Annotated in this window: 13 protein-coding genes and 3 pseudogenes; 6 read left to right on the top strand and 10 right to left on the bottom strand. The window is 59.7% G+C overall.

What is annotated here, in order from left to right; translation table 11 throughout:
• Nucleotides 1-615 precede the first annotated feature (615 nt).
• A pseudogene (locus FVF58_RS53190) lies at nucleotides 616-1,444 on the bottom strand (hypothetical protein); the annotation flags it as partial.
• A gap of 323 nt (nucleotides 1,445-1,767) precedes the next feature.
• Between FVF58_RS53190 and FVF58_RS32780 the strand changes: the two are divergent.
• On the top strand, nucleotides 1,768-3,378 hold the full coding sequence (locus FVF58_RS32780) for a hybrid sensor histidine kinase/response regulator (protein ID WP_149673900.1): 1,611 nt from the start codon (nucleotides 1,768-1,770) through the stop codon (nucleotides 3,376-3,378).
• Between the two features lie 56 nt (nucleotides 3,379-3,434).
• On the opposite strand, the gene FVF58_RS32775 is transcribed toward FVF58_RS32780, so the two are convergent.
• From FVF58_RS32775 to FVF58_RS32760, 4 genes are read right to left on the bottom strand one after another with little or no spacing between them, the layout of a single operon-like run.
• Nucleotides 3,435-4,325 carry an alpha/beta fold hydrolase gene (locus FVF58_RS32775; protein WP_149673899.1) on the bottom strand — a complete coding sequence of 297 codons (891 nt, stop codon included), beginning with the start codon at nucleotides 4,323-4,325 and terminating at the stop codon, nucleotides 3,435-3,437.
• A 49-nt stretch (nucleotides 4,326-4,374) separates the two neighbouring features.
• Nucleotides 4,375-5,502 (bottom strand): zinc-dependent alcohol dehydrogenase family protein, encoded by a 1,128-nt coding sequence (locus FVF58_RS32770; RefSeq protein WP_149673898.1) that lies wholly within the window; start codon nucleotides 5,500-5,502, stop codon nucleotides 4,375-4,377.
• Nucleotides 5,499-7,163 carry an acetolactate synthase large subunit gene (locus FVF58_RS32765; protein WP_149673897.1) on the bottom strand — a complete coding sequence of 555 codons (1,665 nt, stop codon included), beginning with the start codon at nucleotides 7,161-7,163 and terminating at the stop codon, nucleotides 5,499-5,501. The genes FVF58_RS32770 and FVF58_RS32765 overlap by 4 nt, the downstream gene beginning before the upstream one ends.
• A gap of 39 nt (nucleotides 7,164-7,202) precedes the next feature.
• On the bottom strand, nucleotides 7,203-9,188 hold the full coding sequence (locus FVF58_RS32760; protein WP_149673896.1) for an acyl CoA:acetate/3-ketoacid CoA transferase: 1,986 nt from the start codon (nucleotides 9,186-9,188) through the stop codon (nucleotides 7,203-7,205).
• Nucleotides 9,189-9,894: 706 nt separating this feature from the next.
• Here FVF58_RS32760 and FVF58_RS53185 point away from each other — a divergent pair.
• On the top strand, nucleotides 9,895-10,368 hold the full coding sequence (locus FVF58_RS53185; RefSeq protein WP_246217262.1) for a hypothetical protein: 474 nt from the start codon (nucleotides 9,895-9,897) through the stop codon (nucleotides 10,366-10,368).
• On the opposite strand, the gene FVF58_RS32750 is transcribed toward FVF58_RS53185, so the two are convergent.
• On the bottom strand, nucleotides 10,351-10,920 hold the full coding sequence (locus tag FVF58_RS32750) for a phasin family protein (protein WP_149673894.1): 570 nt from the start codon (nucleotides 10,918-10,920) through the stop codon (nucleotides 10,351-10,353). The genes FVF58_RS53185 and FVF58_RS32750 overlap by 18 nt on opposite strands.
• A gap of 215 nt (nucleotides 10,921-11,135) precedes the next feature.
• On the opposite strand from FVF58_RS32750, the gene FVF58_RS54495 reads away from it, so the two are divergent.
• Nucleotides 11,136-11,381: a multinuclear nonheme iron-dependent oxidase gene (locus tag FVF58_RS54495; RefSeq protein WP_149673893.1), complete on the top strand. Its 246-nt coding sequence runs from the start codon at nucleotides 11,136-11,138 to the stop codon at nucleotides 11,379-11,381.
• 585 nt (nucleotides 11,382-11,966) lie between these two features.
• A complete protein-coding gene (locus FVF58_RS32735; RefSeq protein ID WP_149673892.1) occupies nucleotides 11,967-13,313 on the top strand; it encodes a PQQ-dependent sugar dehydrogenase in 1,347 nt (448 codons plus the stop codon).
• Nucleotides 13,314-13,613: 300 nt separating this feature from the next.
• Here the strand turns inward: FVF58_RS32735 and FVF58_RS32730 are convergent, their stop codons facing one another.
• Nucleotides 13,614-13,904, bottom strand: a complete 291-nt coding sequence (locus tag FVF58_RS32730; RefSeq protein WP_149673891.1) for a hypothetical protein — start codon at nucleotides 13,902-13,904, stop codon at nucleotides 13,614-13,616.
• A gap of 708 nt (nucleotides 13,905-14,612) precedes the next feature.
• Here FVF58_RS32730 and FVF58_RS32725 point away from each other — a divergent pair.
• Nucleotides 14,613-14,831, top strand: a complete 219-nt coding sequence (locus tag FVF58_RS32725; RefSeq protein WP_149673890.1) for a hypothetical protein — start codon at nucleotides 14,613-14,615, stop codon at nucleotides 14,829-14,831.
• Here the strand turns inward: FVF58_RS32725 and FVF58_RS32720 are convergent.
• Nucleotides 14,804-15,187 (bottom strand): annotated as a pseudogene (locus FVF58_RS32720) (SET domain-containing protein). The gene FVF58_RS32725 and the pseudogene FVF58_RS32720 overlap by 28 nt on opposite strands.
• An 83-nt stretch (nucleotides 15,188-15,270) precedes the next feature.
• A pseudogene (locus FVF58_RS32715) lies at nucleotides 15,271-15,378 on the bottom strand (HU family DNA-binding protein); the annotation flags it as partial.
• 485 nt (nucleotides 15,379-15,863) lie between these two features.
• Between FVF58_RS32715 and FVF58_RS32710 the strand changes: the two are divergent.
• The gene (locus FVF58_RS32710; protein WP_425468989.1) at nucleotides 15,864-17,051 is read left to right on the top strand and encodes an ISNCY family transposase; all 1,188 of its coding nucleotides are present in this window, start codon (nucleotides 15,864-15,866) and stop codon (nucleotides 17,049-17,051) included.
• Nucleotides 17,052-17,267: 216 nt separating this feature from the next.
• Here the strand turns inward: FVF58_RS32710 and FVF58_RS32705 are convergent, their stop codons facing one another.
• Nucleotides 17,268-17,537, bottom strand: coding sequence for a DUF1488 family protein (locus FVF58_RS32705; protein ID WP_149673889.1), 270 nt, complete (start codon nucleotides 17,535-17,537; stop codon nucleotides 17,268-17,270).
• Between the last annotated feature and the right edge of the window lie 134 nt (nucleotides 17,538-17,671).

Raw genomic sequence — 17,671 nt, 5'->3', positions numbered from 1 at the left:
CCTGAGTCATGGTGGACTCCTTGCGGTTCGCCGCGCGCGTTACCGCTTCGGGCTACGCCCTCCGCGCCAACGCGCATCAGCACGAGAAACCGACCACTGTCAGATTTAGTCTAGTCCATTACATTTAACAGGTTCCGGGCATTGTTTCTGCTGCACCCTTAAGCAATTCTTCCGCCTTTATGCGGTGTTCGCGCTCTCCTATCTCTCCTATCACTCATCAATGGCAGGCTTATTCACGACTCAAAATCTTTGCGTTGCAACAACCCGGCGCGCGTCGAAGGGTTGGGCGTCACTGGCATTTGGGACCGCGATGCTCGCCGCTAGCCCGTGTGGCATTGCGCAAATCACCCAAAGTAGCGGCACATCACAGCAAGAAAACCGTACTTCCGCGATGGGGTCCACGCCCGATCCGGCCGCCTCGGCAGTCCATGAATCGCTCAAGCCGCAAACTCGCGACAGCGGCTCGGCGACCTCGCGCGGCAAGACCGGGGCCAAGGATCAGAAAACACAAGGCGCCGGCGGATTTGACAACGGTTTGTACGGAACGGGGCCGGCAGCAACAAATAACGCTTCCGGACAGGGCAATTTGCCGCAGCCTGGCGGAACATATTTCGCCCAGTCCCCTCGCGCACAGCGATGCAGGCGGGCCGGCGGGGGAAATTCTTCTACTACTTCGATATCGGACGCCAGTCCCGCCCGCGCAAAAATGCCTTCGAAGAGGTCGTGACTGAGCATCGTGTGTGACTGAGCATCGTGTTATCGGGGACGCGACCTGCCATAGAAGCCTCGAAGGCATCGACATCGCAGATCCCCTTACCCGCGTACGAGCCCTCATCAAACACGTCCTGATAGACATCCGAGACGGGCCGCCATATACGGATCGATCCCGCTGGGGCTCGTGAAACCGCGAGCCTTCAGCGCCGACCGGCAATGAAGTCGTCACGCGCGGCTGCAACACCCCATAGCCATCGACGATGCGCTGACTCATGCGATCGAACAACGGCCGATTGAGCGGATGGGCGATCTTGCCGATCAGCCTGCGCACCGTGTCGCGGGGCAGACGCGTATCGGCATCGAGCGTGATCACGTAGCGCACGCGAGGCGGGAAAACAGGCGGTCGCCCGTCGATGGCGACAAACGAGGTATTCGCCGCGCCGCGCAGCAGCCGGTTCAGTTCGTGCAGTTTGCCGCGCTTGCGTTCCCATCCCATCTATACACCTTCCTGCTCGTTCCAGGTGCGCCGCCGATGCAGCAACAGGAAGCGTTCGCTGTCTGCCGTACCTGGATATCGCTGGTTCAGCGTCGCGATGCCCGCCGCCGCAGCGGAGAACAAATCGTTATCAGCATCGGTTTGCTCCTTGTGAGAGTCCGTCCAGTCGGACAGCAGCACTTAGTACAGCTCGCCCTCCGGGCTCGCCAGGTGGTAAATCTCGAGCCGTTCGACCACTCTGCAGACCCAACGGCCGCGCGCGAAATGAAGGCCCTGCCCGTTTGGGTCTCGATTGTGGCGCGAGCTCGGACTGCGCAGTAATCGGTCATGCTCGTGCGGTACAGCTTTGCAGCAATATGAATCCGTTTGCGCCTGTCATGCCGCGCCCTGAACTGTCACCGAACTAGCAAGGTCGTCAAGAACGACTTTGACCGATACCGTACCGACAGCGCCAGTCGGATGCAGGGACAATGCCCCATCGCTGCATGCTGCAGCGCTTCAGTCACCGCGTCCATCCCCGGACGCGCGGACAGCGTTAGCACTGTCGAGATTTGTCCATGAAAGCAACGAATATGCCTCACCGTTCGCCAACATCCTCCCTATCGCTAGCGCCTCCATCACGCGCTTGCGGCATTGACGACGTCCGGGCGGCGCTGTTGCAAAGTGAGATGCGTTACAGAATCCTTCTGGATGATTTTCCGGTGGCGGTCTACTGCTGTGACGCCAACGGCAAGCTGACGCTCTTTAACGACGCCGCTGTCCAGCTTTGGGGGCGATCCCCTAAAATTGGCATGGATTCGTGGTGCGGGGCACACAGGATGTTCACGATCGATGGCCATCCGCTTCCGCTAGATCGCTGCCCCATGGCGCTTACCCTTCTTGAACAGCAGGACATCGACGTCGCCGAGGCCATTGTCGAGCGACCTGATGGCTCGCGTCGCAACGTGCTGGCTCATCCCCGCCTATTGGCTGGTCCCAACGGAGAAGCTCTTGGCGCAATCAATATCGTCATCGACATTACCGAACGCAAACGCCTTGAAGAACAGCTAAAAGATGCCGATCGACGTAAGGACGAGTTTCTGGCGATGCTCGCGCATGAACTTCGTAACCCACTTGCGCCAGTTCGCTCCGCAGTCGAAGTTCTGAAAGCGGGACGGTCGTCCGACGTTCAAATATCGCAGGCCGTGAGGGTTATCGATCGCCAGGCAACGTATCTCACCAGCATCGTAGACGACCTGCTTGATGTTGCTCGCATCAGACATCAACGTGTTACTTTGAACAAGACAAGCGTTGAACTCGCCGAGGTGCTTGCCGGTGCGATCGACGTCGTTGCGCCCGAAGTCGCCATGCGCGGATTACGTCTCACCGTCGAACAGCCGACGCATCCCGTCCTATTGCATTGTGATCGCACGCGCCTCGACCAGATGATTGGCAATCTGCTCAACAATGCGGCGAAGTACAACCGCGCGAAAGGAGCTATCTTCCTTTGCGTGACAGTTGAAGGCAAAGATCTTGTTGTCACCGTGCGGGATACAGGCATCGGAATAAAAAAAGCGATCCTCGACCAGGTATTCGATCTTTTCACGCAAGGCCAGAACGGGTCCACTCAACAAAATGGCGGACTTGGAATCGGTTTGTCTGTGGTGAAGGCGATGGCCGAAATGCATGGTGGATCTATCTCAGCGGACAGCGATGGCGAAGGCTGTGGCAGCGAGTTCTGCTTGCGCTTACCCATCGTGACGACAGATGCGCAGCTACGTTTGGTGGTGCCGGTTGTAGACGTTGACCGACCGCAAACGATCATGATCGTGGACGATAATCCCGATGCCGCCGATGCAATGAAAATGCTACTTGAAATTTATGGGCACCAGATTACGCTGGCTGGGGACGCTGATGAGGCGCTTCTCGCCGCCAGAAGTGCCATGCCCGATGTGTTTTTGATTGATATCGGGTTGCCGGGCATGGACGGCAATGCACTTGCGAGCGAACTCCGCGCGCTGCCGTCCGGTCGACGCCCACGCATGATCGCGGTGACAGGGTTCGGCCAGCCAGAAGATCGACAGCGGTCGCTTGCAGCCGGGTTTGACGATCACCTGATCAAACCGGTCTGCCTTACCCCGCTACTTAAAAGTCTGGTCCCCAGCACGGGTCCGAACGCCAGTGGATAAGCCTGCTTCCGCGTGGGCTGCTGGAGTCCTTCCATCACGCAGGCACCCGAGAGGCATCAGCGATCCACGCAAAACGTTCGATGTCCAGTGAGGTAGTCTTTGATGATGGCGATCTGCGCATCGTCCATCAGGGCCGGCGCGTGGCCGCAGTCCGGAAACTCACAGGTGGCGACCTGACCGCTCCTCGACGCCGGGCCGCGCCTAAGCATGGCATCCACGGTGCTCCGCGCCAGTAAGTCGGAGTGTTCGCCTCGCAGGATGAGTACCGGACAGTCAATCTTGTCCCAGACGTGCCATAGATCCACGTCCAGCCAGATTGGTAGCACGAACCGCAGGCCGATGCCGGGATCGAAGCGAAACCGAAAGCCGCCTGCGCCGTCAGGGACTGCGCTGTGCTCGGCAAGATGACGCCACTGGGCGTCGCTGAGCTTGCCAAATGACGCGTGGACATCGCGCAAATGCGCATCGACCTCGTCGATCGAGTTGAAACGCCAGGAGCGCTTCAGATAGCTGCCGACCCGGCGCAATGCGGCAGCCGAGACGAGCGCGCCGAAGTCATTGAGCACGAGCCGACGCACCGGCGTCCCATATTCCGACGCCATTAGCATGCCGATATGGGCACCAAACGAGGTGCCGACCCAATCCACCTGTTCAACATCGAGTCGGGCAATCAGCGTCGACATCGCCCGGGTGTAGGCCCGGTCCGTATAGTGCGCGGGCGAGTCGAGCCAATCACTGCGTCCGTGCCCGGGCAGGTCAGGTACGACGACTCGCGCGTCTGCTTCCGCAAGAGCCTTGGCCAGAATGTCGAAGTCCCGGCCCGTGCGCGAAAGTCCGTGCAGACAGACTACCGTTCGTTCCGCCCTCGGCGGTCCCCACTCGGCATAGACGAGCTTATGAAAGCCGCCGCGTCCTGGTACGGAGAGCTCCTTCAGTTGTGGCTGCATCGCGTCGTGTCCTGGGAGGTAGGGCGCATGGCCGGGCCGCCGTTGAAGGTCAGTCAAACACCACCACCTGGCGAATCGCTTTGCCTTCGTGAAGCAGATCAAAACCATGATTGATCTCTTCAAGCGTCAGATGGCCCGTAAGTAGCTTGTTCACCGGCAGCCTGCCCTGCATGTAAAGATCGATGTAATGGGGAATGTCGCGCGCCGGCACGCACGTGCCGATATAGCTGCCCTTCAATGTGCGCTCTTCGGCAACCAGACTCACTGCCGGTAGTGGCCAGAGCGCAGTAGCAGGTGGCAGCCCCGCCGTAATGGTCATTCCGCCGCGACGGGTGATCCGATAAGCGAGGTCCAGCGCGCGAATGGCACCTGCGAATTCGAACGCAAACTCGACCCCACCCAAGCTCAATGCCCGGATCTGCTCGACGGCCTCATCGCGACCCGCGTTGACAGTATGAGTAGCGCCGAGAGCGCGCGCCTGGTCCAGCTTCGCATCGGAGAGATCGACCGCGATGATCTGGCGAGCGCCGGCCGCTTGCGCGCCGATGAGTGCCGCAAGGCCCACTCCTCCCAAACCGACCACAGCAACAGACGCGCCCACACGGACTTGCGCCGTGTTCACCACTGCGCCGACGCCCGTGAGCACGGCACATCCGAACAGCGCGGCCTCGTCGAGCGGCACGCTGGCATCGATCCTGACGACCGAGCGCCGCGATACGGTCGCGTACTCCGCAAATACCGAGCATCCAAGATGATGATTCAATGCCTCCCCACTACGCGTGAGGCGACGCCCGCCGGAGAGCAGCGTGCCCGCGCCGTTCGCCGCCGCGCCCGGCTCGCACAAGGCTGGCCGGCCCTCGGCGCAAGGCGCGCAATGGCCGCAACTCGGCACGAACACCACCACGACGTGATCGCCAATCCGGAGATCGGTGACACCCGCTCCCAGTTCCATCACGACGCCCGCTGCCTCATGTCCGAGCGCCATCGGCATGGGGCGAGGCCGATCGCCGTTGATTACCGAGAGGTCGGAGTGACACAGACCCGCAGCCGCGATCTTGATCAACACTTCATCAGCGCCGGGCGGTGCGAGATCGACCTCGTCGATGCGTAAAGGACGGGAAACGGCATAGGGATACGCTGCGCCCATCGCTTCCAGCACTGCTGCCTTGATCTTCATTGCGCGACCTCCGTGACCCGATTGCCCAGTTCCCCGACAAAGACACGAACGTTCTCCGAATAATCAACCGGGACGATGACCAACTGCACTCCGCCTTCGCGAAATGCGCTTTCCAGTGCCGGAGCCAGCGCTTCGGCCGTCTCAATGCGCCTGCCTTTTGCGCCGTATGCATCCGCATATTTGACGAAATCGGGGTTCCCGAAAGTCAGACCCCAGTCCGCGAAGCTGTCGACGGCCTGCTTCCAGCGAATCATTCCGTAGGCATCGTCCTGAATGATCAACACAACAAGATTGAGCTTCAGTCTCACAGCGGTTTCGAGTTCCTGTGAGTTCATCATGAAGCCGCCGTCGCCGCAAACGGCCATGACACGGCGATCCGGATAAAGCATCGCGGCCATCATCGCCGAAGGCAGGCCTGCCCCCATGGTTGCCAGCGCATTGTCGAGCAATAGCGTATTTGCACTACGGGTTCTGTAGCAGCGCGCGAACCACAGCTTGTACATGCCGTTGTCCAGCGCGACGATACCGTCGGCCGGCATGATTTTCCGGACGTCGTGGACGATGCGTTGAGGCGTCAGGGGAAAGCGCGATTCCTCCGCGCGTTCCAGCGTACGCATCAGGATGCCTTCACGCAGCGGCGCCAACGCAGCCGCGTGCGGCAGCTTGCCTTCGACCAGATCTGCAAGCCGCGCGAGACTCAGGCCGAGGTCCCCGACCACTTCCGCATGCGGGAAGAACACCTGTTCGACATTTGCTGGTGTATATCCGACGTGGATGACCATCGGTCCGTCGGGCCCCATGATGAACGGCGGCTTTTCGATTGTGTCGTGGCCTATCGCGAGGATCAGGTCGGCACGGTCTATCGCTTCGTGCAGGTAGTCACGCTCGCTCAGCGCGGCCGTGCCCATCCAGAGTTCTGAGGCTTCGTCGTGACCGATTGCGGAGACAGTGCCCTTGCCCATCTGGGTATTGAAAAACGGCATGCCAGTGCGCCGGATGAACTCGGTCAATTGACCGGCAAGACGCGGCCGGTTGCTAGCCGCGCCGAACATGACAAGGGGACGCCTGGCGCTTCTCAGCAATGCCGCAGCCTGTTCGATTGCAGCCTGCCGCGCAACCGGCAACTCGACCGGATGCAATGGAACCAGGCGGATGTCGTCGCTCACCTCCGAGGCCGCCACGTCTTCAGGCAACTCGAGATGAACTGGGCCCGGCCGCTCTTCTGCGGCGACCCGGAATGCATCACGCACCACGGTCGGGATGCTGGTGCCGTTGACAATCTGCCGCGACGCTTTGGTGAGCGGCTTCATCGTCGCGACGATGTCGACGATCTGAAAGCGCGCCTGGCGCGCTGTCATGATGGCCTTCTGGCCCGTGATCAGTACCATCGGCATCGCACCAAGATGTGCGTACGCAGCGCCGGTCACCAGATTCAATGCTCCGGGGCCAAGCGTCGCCATACAGACGCCAGGCTTTCCGGTCAGGCGGCCATGAGTGGCCGCCATGAAGGCCGCCGATTGTTCATGGCGAGTCACGATGAGTTCGATAGCCGAGTGCCGCAACGACTCCAGGACATCGAGGTTTTCTTCGCCCGGCACGGCGAAGATACGTTCAACACCTTCATTCTCCAGTGCCATGACGAACAGGTCGGATGCTTTCACAAATAGACTCCTTGTTTCTTCAATGCGCTGCCGGCCGCTTCAGAACGGCTGGTGGTGACGCCGGGGGAACTGCAGTACACCGTCGGCGACAGCTTCGTGCTGCTCCATCGCAAACGTCATGGCGTCGGCATGTGTTTCACATACGTGGGATGTAGAAGTCGCGTCGCAGAAAGCCGCCTGCAGCTTTGCGCGCATGAACGCGCAGCTGGTGAAGCGGCTCGCCGACCTGCAGTACTGCGATTGCAGCCGCGCTGCCATTTCAAAGTACTGATCGGCCACCGCCTGGTCCAGCCTGAATCCGTCATAGTTGACGATTAGCGAAACTCTCCGGCCGATGGGACTGCAGAATGCCTCGAACACGCGCCGCACGCTTTCAATGTCGCTGGTCGAGCGAACCGCCATCCCTTCGAAATTCGCAAACATGGTGTTCCGCTCGGGTTCGTAGCTGAGCCTCTGAGCGAGTTGCGAATCGAGCAGCTCCGCTGCCAGATTCATCAGTTGCGGCAGGAAGATCCGCGGATCCATGGGTCGTGGTTTTCGCACGATCGGCACGAAGTCCATCTGCGGGAGAATGTCCCGCTCAACGTCGATCCCCGGTGCGACTTCCGTTAGTTCGAGCCCATCGGACGTTAGGCGGAACACGCATCGTTCGGTCACGTACAGCACCGGTTGGCCGCGTTCGGCAGCGAGTTGTCCGTTGAATGTGATCTGCTCGACCGACTCGACAAGTTTCTTCTGCGCACCTTCCGTAACGATACGAAGGCGCCCCGCTTCCACGACGACCTCGAGCCCGCCCGCCGTGAAAGTTCCGGCGAATATCACGCGCGAAGCATTCTGACTGATATTGATAAAGCCGCCGGCACCGGCCAGTCGTGAACCAAACCGGCTTACGTTGACATTTCCGCTCCGGTCGATCTGCGCCATACCGAGGCACGCGAGATCCAGGCCGCCGCCATCGTAAAAATCGAACTGCTGGTTCTGGTGAAGCAGCGCATCCATGTTGACGGCGGCGCCGAAGTTCAGGCCACCCTGCGGTGCGCCGCCGATGACCCCGGGCTCGGCTGTCAAAGTCAGATGGCTCAGCAGGCGTTCCTCCGCCGCGACTGCACCAACGACTTCCGGGACACCGATACCCAGGTTGATCACGCCACCAAGGGGAAGTTCGAACGCGCAGCGACGAGCCATCATCTTCCGCTCGTCGAGCAGCGGGCATTCGTGCGTTGCAGCCGACATCGTGATCTCGCTGGAAAACCCAGGGTTGTAGACCGTACCGTAAGTCTGCGGCTGCGCATCGGGCGATGCGACCACAACACGGTCAACGAAGATGCCCGGAACAACGACTGCGCGGGGGTCGAGTGTCCCGCTCGCCGCGATCCTCTCCACCTGCGCGATCACGAGTCCGTTCGAATTGTGAACCGCCATGGCGATCGCCTGGGCGTCGAGCACCAGCGCCTCACGTTCCATCGTGATATTGCCTTCCGGATCGGCGGTTGTGCCGCGAATCAGCGCTACGTTCAGCGGAAAGACCTTGTATAAAAGCCACGTCTTGCCGTCGATATCGATAGTGCTAACCAGGCTCTCGGTGGTGCGCGCGTTGATCTTCCCACCCGCCTGACGCGGATCGACAAAGGTGCCCAGTCCCACCTGAGTCAGCGTGCCCGCCCTATGCGCCGCGATGTCGCGATACAGATGCGACATCGTCCCGAGCGGCAGGTTGTAGGCCTCGATCAGATTGTCGGTCGCCATCCGGGCGAGCTTTGGCACCAGCGACCAATGTCCGCCGATGGCGCGTTTGATCAATCCCTGCAGCGCGATGCGGTTGAGTCCGCGGTCCTTGCCGTCGCCCGGCGCGGCCGCGAACACCAGCGTCAGATCGCGGGGGAAGCCGGAATCGGTGAAACGTCGGGCCAAAGCCGTAATCAACTCGTCTGGCGTGCCAATGCCGACAAAGCCCGAACAACAGACGGCGTCGCCATCACGGATCAATCCGATCGCGTCGTCAGCGATGACAATCTTGTCTTGCATATTGCCTGCCTGAAAGAGGTGAGTTTGCGACTGGCGCCGCGTTGGGCCCACAAACGAAACCTATGTGAGATGACTTGCAGAAACGGGCGGCCGTCTACCTATACGCAGGCGCGCAGCAGTTGCCAGTATTTCGGAAACCGAAAGACGCTCCGGGTCCGTGCCGCATTGGCATCTCCGTGTGCGCAACGGCTATTCCCAGACCGAACGGCAGACAGCTAAAGAGTAAAACGGACCGGTTCTAATCGCGCCGGCCGGGACAAATGAGTGACGTTTCCCGGCGGCCGTTGGTGGCTGAGCGGATCGCACCTCTTTGGGCCACGCTGGTGCGATGCGAGCCCACTCACCGTCCTACATTGATTGAGCAATGCGGCGCGCGCGACGAGCACGCATCCGCCAGCGAAGGGAACGCCGCAGTCCCGACTTTTCCTGTCTTGACAGCACTGAAGGAGCCAAGCATTTCACGAGACGCATTCGGTCCATTACCGTCGGTGTAGGTTCCGGCGCTATCACCGCCGGACCATGCGTGACCGAGGCCGTGAACCATCCATTGCTCTCCGACGATTTCGCCAGCGTCGTCGTTAAAAAGATTGCGCGGGTGCCCGTGAACGCCCTCCGCGTGTACCGTTTCGGCTGTAGCACGAGGCGCGCCCTTTGACGTGCGGGCAAAGACACAATTCGTGCGCATCAACTCGTCACTGTTTCGAGGATGAACGACCTTATCCTGATTGTCGTGAAAAACGATCAGCGGGATGTAAGGGCGTTGGCCTTCAGCTTTCAGCGTCAAAGGAAAGTGAGCCTCACTCGTCCCGTGATTCATGGCAGACAGGGCGGAACACGTGTCATCGGCGACCCCGTAAGCCAGGCCCAAATGGAGCCCGGCGGCGGCATAAAGATCGCTCCCGCCGCAGGTTGCAATGCAATGGCTCCGGATCGACGAAGAGATGACAACTGGCATTCGGTGAAGGAATCTGGCGACTGCTTACACCGGCCCATGCACGAAAAGCGCGAGCGTGAGGTCTTGGGCGAGTATAAACGGATTGAAACTGTTCGCGACGCCTTTCTGTCTGACGGCGGCCGTGCTCCAGATACAAACAAAATAAAACCTGCGTCTGCGGGTCTCGTCTACCTGGAAACCGGTTATCCACGGGGTAAAATGCGTCGCTTAACGCTTGTTGGCTGATTTCGTATGTGTCTCCACCGGGGCTTCAATCGCGGCTACGACATCGTCGCCCGCTTTTGTCCCTTGCGCAAAGGCTTCCGATGAAGAGCGCTCCTCCACTTTCACGGTGGCGTCAAACGAGTCCTGTGCGGGCTGAACGACGTTGGCCGCCAGCCTCTCAACTGCTCTGGCCGTCGCCGCTGTCGCCTTTTCTATCGCCTCCTCGAAAATCGCGTCGACCTGATTTCCACGACTTTCGTACTGGCGTCGGGTTTCCCGCATGACTTCGGCGCCGGTCGACAGCATTATTGAGCGGAAATGACGGTTATAGGAGGCTGCCTTTTCAGGGAATTGAGTCAGCATGCTGGATTGCCATTCTGGAAGATTATCGGATTTTTCCGAGATCTCATCCGTCGGAAAATTGTTGCTTTCGTCGATAATCGTTCTGACCGTTTGCATGTTCAGCTCCGCCAGTTTCTGGTACCCGTTCATGCATTTTCCGACCAGATTTACAAGCGACTGATAGTTTGCTTTATTAATGTCTGAGATCTGCTGCTGCGAGTAAAAAAACATTCTGCCTCCAATATGGAATAGGTGTCACGCGGACGGTGGAGCATGGTCACGTTTTTTTCATGCTGCGCCGCATCAACATCTCTCAGCGTACAGCATTAAAGCATTTAGTCAAGATACATTAATATATCGATAAAATACTATAAAAGTACAATTTACGTAATGCCAGCAAAGAAGGAACATATTGCTGTTTTTGAAAGAGTTGATAAAAGGGATTAATGAAATTCGGCGCTCGGCGGCTAACCAGACTGGCGCTCCGGCAGGCGCGCCGTATCGCATCAGCCGGTGATCGACACGCGGCCAATGTCGCCTGGTTTGACGTTCACACTGAGAACTATATGGGCGGCGGTCGTGCGCCGGATTATCTGGACACGATTCGCCGCGACTCTCCGGTCTCCTTGCACGGCGTCGGAAGCGCAGCCGGCCGGCCGTCTGGAACAAGCATCTTCTGCGGTAGCGGCTGATCGCCCGATGCGCGGCGTCGAAATGATTTGATAGCCGGAACACGGACGCTGGCACCGTTTCCAAGAGCCTGTGGTGTACGCGACCGAATTCGGCTGTCGGATCAAGCCACTCGCGTTTCCAGCGACGAGCCGACACGTCTGCGTCATTTCGCACGAGACATGTGAAGCAGTACGGCATGCAGCGACGGTCGGTGAGCCAGGCTGATGGCGTCTGCATGTGGCTCAACCTTGCCACCTTTCCGTGAAGGTGAAAGGAGTGCTTGCCGAGATCAATCCCAACAAGCGTGACTGTTGCATGATGGCTTTTCCGCGTGAGGAAATAATCCGCAAGGGTAAGCCGCTCGTGAGGCGGGGGTGGCCATCTCAATAAGTCAATGCTCGGCAGGGGCGGTCGGGATGCTTGCCTTCCGCTGTCGTTTCGTTATGGCCGGCAAGGCAACGTCCAACAACACCAGGAAGCCGGGGAGCCGAGGTCTTTCGATCGAATCCGTGGAGTAGTTTGCGCCTTAGCACGCAATGTCTCAGGCTGGTTTCTTGCTATTCCTCCCAAACACCATTAGCCAACGCTCATCACCGGGAACCCATATGCGCCTGTTAAATCGTCTGGCTGTTTCGATGGTTTTGCCGCTGGCCTCCTGCGCGATCGGATCATCAAGCTCAAGCGATCTGGGCTTCGGCGCGTCGCCCGCCATGCCGGATCCAGAATCGCCGTTGATTCCCATGGTCAACATTGCGCCCGTTCAGGCGCACCCTGCCGGTTTTCTGCCCACCGCTCCCCCCGGTTTTGCCGTCACCGAGTTTGCCAGTGGTCTCGCGCACCCGCGCTGGCTTTACACGTTGCCCAACGGTGACGTACTCGCGGCGGAAAGCGACGCGCCTGAAGAACACGATGAAGGAAGTGGCATATTCGGTTGGATCAGACGGCAGGTTATGAAGCGCGCAGGCGCCGGTGTGCCGAGCCCTGATTGCATCGTGCTCCTGCGCGATGCGAACGGCAGCGGGGTCGCCCAAATGCAAACTGTGTTTCTGCGTGGCCTGCACTCGCCGTTCGGAATGGCGCTCATTGGCAATCGACTCTACGTTGCCGATACAGACGCTCTGCTGCGTTTTGACTATGTGACAGGCGCTACCTCGATCGCAAGCCCCGGCGTCAAGGTTGACGACCTGCCTGCCGGCCCGATCAACCATCACTGGACAAAAAATGTTCTCGCCGACCGCTCCGGCAAGCGTCTGTACATCACGGTGGGATCGAACAGCAACGCAGCCGAAAATGGAATCGACGCCGAAGAAGGTCGAGCGCGAATCCTCGTGTTCGACATCGACACCGGCCGCTTGCGGCCCTATGCGACAGGTTTGCGCAACGCCAACGGACTTTCCTGGCAACCGGACAGCGGCGCGTTGTGGACGGCAGTGAACGAGCGGGACGATCTCGGCAACAACCTTGTTCCGGACTACATGACCGCTGTGGAAGATGGAGGCTTCTATGGCTTTCCGTACAGCTATTATGGGCGGCACATCGACACCCGCGTCAAACCTCAACGCCCTGATCTGGTTGCAAAGGCCATTGCGCCTGACTACGCCCTCGGCAATCATACCGCTTCGCTAGGTCTTGTCTTTTACGACCGGACGCTGTTCCCGGCTCATTATCGTGGAGGCGCATTTATTGGCCAGCATGGATCATGGAACCGTAAGCCGCACGCCGGCTACAAAGTGGTGTTCGTGCCATTTGTCGATGGAAAACCTGTCGGCGCACCTGAGGATTTCCTGAGCGGCTTTCTGACGGCGGACGGCCACGCCGTGGGTCGACCCGTTGGCGTCGCGCTGGACGCGCATGGGGCATTGCTCGTGGCTGACGACGTAGGTAACGCTGTCTGGCGAGTAGCGCCGCGCGACAACGTTAAATCGGCAGACAACGCGCAGACAGGCAAATGACACTGCCCCTGGCCGCTTCGCTCCAAAGCCAGGCGGACGTAAGGTTGTCGATCCATGCGAAAGCTGCTAACTATCCTCAACGTCATCGCAAAAACAGGAGAGCCATGGGAAGAATCCATCCACACGGCTTGACTGGAAAGACAGTTGCACACAAGATTCACGACCGTCTGCTCCCTTGGCAGACACGGGTCGGTCGCAAAAGCGACGCTTTGACGTCCGTTCGTCGGCCGTTGCGGAGCACACGCGCACAGCTAAGCTTATCGTCACGCGGACGCAAGCATGATTAGTCTCAACGCGAGGTTACTTCACATACAGGATGACTGATCCCGCAGATACCTCCGGTCCGGACACACCCGTGCTTCCGGCGTTCTTCGCTATCCAGTCCTTTGCCTTCTGCACGCTTTCATCAACGCCCGCCTTGTCGTTGCACACAGTCACCGAGAACCCGCCATCGCCACTGCGGGCGAGGGTGTAGCCCACGAAACCTTTGACCGTCCGCATCAGTTCTTCGACGTCCGCCGTGTGCTTCTCCAGCACATCGAACAACTCCTTGGCACCCTTTCCTGAATATCTTCTTAAAACAGTTTGCATGATGTCGTTCTCCTGTTTGATGAACTAGCGAACCGCGCATGCCGTATGAACAAAGCATAGAGCAGTGTAGCTGCGCTCCCGGGCAACGTGTAGGGCGCAGAAGTAAATGAGGGGCCGCGTATCTGGAGTATCGCGACTACTAGCAAGTGTAGTCACCACCCAGCCGTTGTAAACCTGAGTGACGCGCGGAAGGGACACTCTTAAGTGACTGAAAATGGAGCAGCGCGATGGTCTGGTGCGATCGACGAGGAAAAGGCAACCTCTATCACCGCGACGTAAACACAACCTCGCCAACCTGATAGCGGTAATCGACGATCCCGCAAGCCGAGCAAGCGCCACTGTGGCGGTTCGCCCTGCACGCTGAAATGACTATGGGCAATACCGAATTTCAGCAGACGGCAGGCATCAGCCGTGGCAGCGCGGGAGCTCATGCGAAAAATTCTTTACTGAAATGTAGCCGGGACGTCTGCTGGAGGAGACACTTTGGGAAGTCAACCGAAAAATCCGCTCGGCGTGAATCTTTCCAATTCGCCTGATCTCGTGTGCCCTTATCTCTTTCGGACGCCGAACATAAAGCTGCGTTGCATCCATCGACCTGTAAGACGCAAGGGGGTCTTTCGTGTGAATTCCCGCTTCTGCATAAGGCTGCTCTCCTGATTCGGCAGACGAGGCGCTCCCATCGATGCCGCTAGACATCGTCGAGATCCAGTGTCATCTGTTTTCTTTGTCCCGGCGCCGGAAGGTCCGTTGCCTGCCTCTCCTTGCAATGCCGGTTTTACCACATTCGAGATGAAAAGCCGCATCCGCGCCAATCCGGACAACGCTATCATCCGGCGGTTTCGGGACAAAGCCGCAATCCGGGTAGCAACGATGGCCCTTTCCTTCCTGCATTCTTCTGTTCAAACCGCGTCCGCCAGCATCGACTGACGACACTCCGCGGCAGTACACCGGCACGCGTACTGGGCCCGGACCTCTTCATCCGAAGGGTATCAATGGCCAGCGGATATTCAATGAACAGTTCTTTACCCAGCTCGATTGCGCGCGGTGTGTGAATGTAAATGCGATCGCCGTCTTCGATGGTCTCGCAATTAGGCGCGCACGCGTGATTCTGCCACCCTGCGCTGTTGCCGCCGCGGCTGCCATCAATGACGCGTGGTCCGACAGGCCGAAGAGGAACGTATGTCCTACGACACTTTCTCGCCGATGCCCGCGAACGGCGTCGCGCCAGCCGTGATCTCACCCTTGTCCTCGAGCACACGCTCGCGGGCCGCGAGCGCACGCATGGCGAACACGCTCTCGCGTCGACCGACAGCGGCGGGTCCCGAGATGGGGCCCCGGCCTGTCGGCGACCGGCGGCGTTCGGTTCTCAGGCGCCGTTCACCGCGTGCTTGAACGCCTTGCCCGCCGTGAACTTGATGGTCGTCGCGGCCGGACGCTGGATTTCGGCGCCAGTTGCCGCGTTACGTCCGACCCGATCTATGGGGTGTCCGATGCCCGGCCGTTGATACCGGCTGAGGAAACTTGCCCGTGCCGAGACTGAAGCGCCTGCGGCGAAGGGTTGACGCGCACGTCAGATACGCCTTGCTCTGCCTGTTCCGCGTTTTCTCGTGCGCGTGCCCCGCGTGCCGCGTACGGTCCGGTCACATCCCGTCACCGGTCGCGTGTCCGCAGGCTGCGCGCCCGGATTGCGCACCATTGCCATGTGAATTCAGCGTCCATTCCTGGCATGGTCCGGTCCGTGGCAAGCAGACCGGGTAACTCCCGCAGGGCCAAGCTGAGACCACGGATTCGCCGCTTTCGGCCAGAGCCAGTGGTGGCCAGTGCTTTCAAGAGCCGATTGATAGGCAATCTCGCGATGTAACCGTTCTATCTCGTTGGTGAAGGGGTAATCGTCCTTTTCGTGCAATTTCTGGCGGTTAGTGTCTAAAAACGCTTATTTATCAAAGGCTTGGTGAATGCGTGTTTCGAGGAAATGTTGCAGCACAGGAGATCCTTGCCGGACGGGGCTCTGCGGGTGATGACCGTCAGAAATTGCACGAAAAGGACGATTACCCCTGGATGCGCGATGCCGGGCTGTGGGTGCCGCGCCGGCAACGGCCACCGAAGATCCACCAGCCGCGTGCCCGGCGCGCGTGCCTCGGCGAACTGGTGCAGATCGACGGCAGCGACCACCGGTGGTTCGAGGACCGGGCGCCGGCCTGCACGCTGCTGGTGTATGTCGACGACGCCACCAGCCGGCTGATGGCGCTGCATTTCACGGCCACGGAATCGACCTTCAGCTATTTTGAGGCGACGCGGGCGTACCTCGAACGCCATGGCAAACCGGTGGCGTTCTACAGCGATCGGGCCAGCGTATTCCGGCCAACGTACAGCCGCACCGGCGCGCGGGGCGTCACGCAGTTTGGCCGGGCGATGTACGAGCTCAATATCGACACCTTCTGCGCGAACTCAAGCCCCGCCAAGGGGCGCGTGGAGCGCGCCAACCTGACGCTGCAGGACCGGCTGGTAAAGGAGTTGCGGCTGCGCGGCATCCAGACCATGGAAGCGGCAAATGCCTGGGCGCCCGCCTTCATGGCTGCCTACAACGCGCACTTCTCGAAGCCGCCGCGGAGCACGTTCGACGCGCACCGGCCGCTGCGTGACGATGAGGATCTCGATGCAATCCTGACCTGGCGGGTGATGCGCAAGGTGTCGGAATCGCTGACGGTGCTGAATGACCTCATGATCTGGCTGCTGGAGGACACACCGGCTACGCGCCGGCTGATCGGCCACTACATCGACGTATGGGAGTACCCGGACGGTCGCATCGAACTGCGTGCCGGTGGCGTGGCGCTGCCCTGTGTGCCGTACGACAAGCTCGCGGAGATCGACCAGGGGGCGGTCGTTGAGCACAAGCGGCTGGGTCATGCGCTGCAGGTCGCGCAGGCGATGCAGGCGCAGCGCGATAACCGTCGTGTTTCGGGCTCGCCGTCACGCACGAATCGCGGTGCGGCGGTACGCAAACCGGCAGCCTCGCCCGGCACGAAGAAGCTGCGCGCATTCACGCAAACCGATCTGAATGAAACGATCCTGCAGCTCGCCACGCAACACCCAAAACAGCCAACGGCAGCATCAAAACCAGGCCGTCGGTCTGCAAGGGCACACTGAACGGACTGACACGCCCTGCCCATTCATAAGCAGTCCTTCAACACCGCATGAGTTGAAACCCGTGAAAGACAGACTCCACACCAACCCCTGAGATCAGACATCTCTAATTAGCCCAGCCCCCGACATTTCAAAAAAGCCTCGACATGAACGATCGTGCTTTTTCGTGCATTCATCAGACGCACATCGACGCAACACTCATCGCCAGCCAACGGTCGGCTATCGGGTCACGAAGTGGTTGACGGTCAGCCGCAGCGGCTCGTCGGGCCGCGCAAGTAACTTTCTTTGTGCGGCCGCGACAATGCGGCTGCGACCGTTTTTAAATGTCCTGAGTGTGCGCGCCGCTTCGGCGCCGCCCGGCAGCCAGAAGTGTTCTTCGAGTGCATCAAGTGCAACCGCGCCTTCGACCTCGCGCCCGCGGATTGACAGCATAAAAACCACGGCGTGTCCGTCCGGCGAGACGGCGGGCACGCGGTCAAGAACTTGCATGACGCACCTCGACGAATATCATTCGCGGCGTTTCTATTTGTACTGTGGCGCGCAGCGGTCAATCTACCAGAAGTTGAAAGCAGCGCAATCGCCAATGACGCAACGATTCAGCCGAACAAGGAGTCCGTTATCGA

The organism is Paraburkholderia panacisoli (assembly GCF_008369935.1).
Classification (GTDB): domain Bacteria; phylum Pseudomonadota; class Gammaproteobacteria; order Burkholderiales; family Burkholderiaceae; genus Paraburkholderia; species Paraburkholderia panacisoli.
The sequence above is the reverse complement of the archived record's forward strand: the minus strand, read 5'-3'. Positions and strand labels throughout refer to the sequence as shown.

Bases quoted from the DNA above. Each gene is read 5' to 3' on its own strand.
- FVF58_RS32760 (WP_149673896.1), bottom strand. From the start codon at position 9,188: ATGCAAGACAAGATTGTCATCGCTGACGACGCGATCGGATTGATCCGT.
- FVF58_RS53185 (WP_246217262.1), top strand. From the start codon at position 9,895: ATGAACGACCTTATCCTGATTGTCGTGAAAAACGATCAGCGGGATGTA.
- FVF58_RS32705 (WP_149673889.1), bottom strand. From the start codon at position 17,537: ATGCAAGTTCTTGACCGCGTGCCCGCCGTCTCGCCGGACGGACACGCC.
- FVF58_RS32730 (WP_149673891.1), bottom strand. From the start codon at position 13,904: ATGCAAACTGTTTTAAGAAGATATTCAGGAAAGGGTGCCAAGGAGTTG.
- FVF58_RS54495 (WP_149673893.1), top strand. From the start codon at position 11,136: ATGAAATTCGGCGCTCGGCGGCTAACCAGACTGGCGCTCCGGCAGGCG.
- FVF58_RS32770 (WP_149673898.1), bottom strand. From the start codon at position 5,502: ATGAAGATCAAGGCAGCAGTGCTGGAAGCGATGGGCGCAGCGTATCCC.
- FVF58_RS32735 (WP_149673892.1), top strand. From the start codon at position 11,967: ATGCGCCTGTTAAATCGTCTGGCTGTTTCGATGGTTTTGCCGCTGGCC.
- FVF58_RS32775 (WP_149673899.1), bottom strand. From the start codon at position 4,325: ATGCAGCCACAACTGAAGGAGCTCTCCGTACCAGGACGCGGCGGCTTT.
- FVF58_RS32780 (WP_149673900.1), top strand. From the start codon at position 1,768: ATGAAAGCAACGAATATGCCTCACCGTTCGCCAACATCCTCCCTATCG.
- FVF58_RS32750 (WP_149673894.1), bottom strand. From the start codon at position 10,920: ATGTTTTTTTACTCGCAGCAGCAGATCTCAGACATTAATAAAGCAAAC.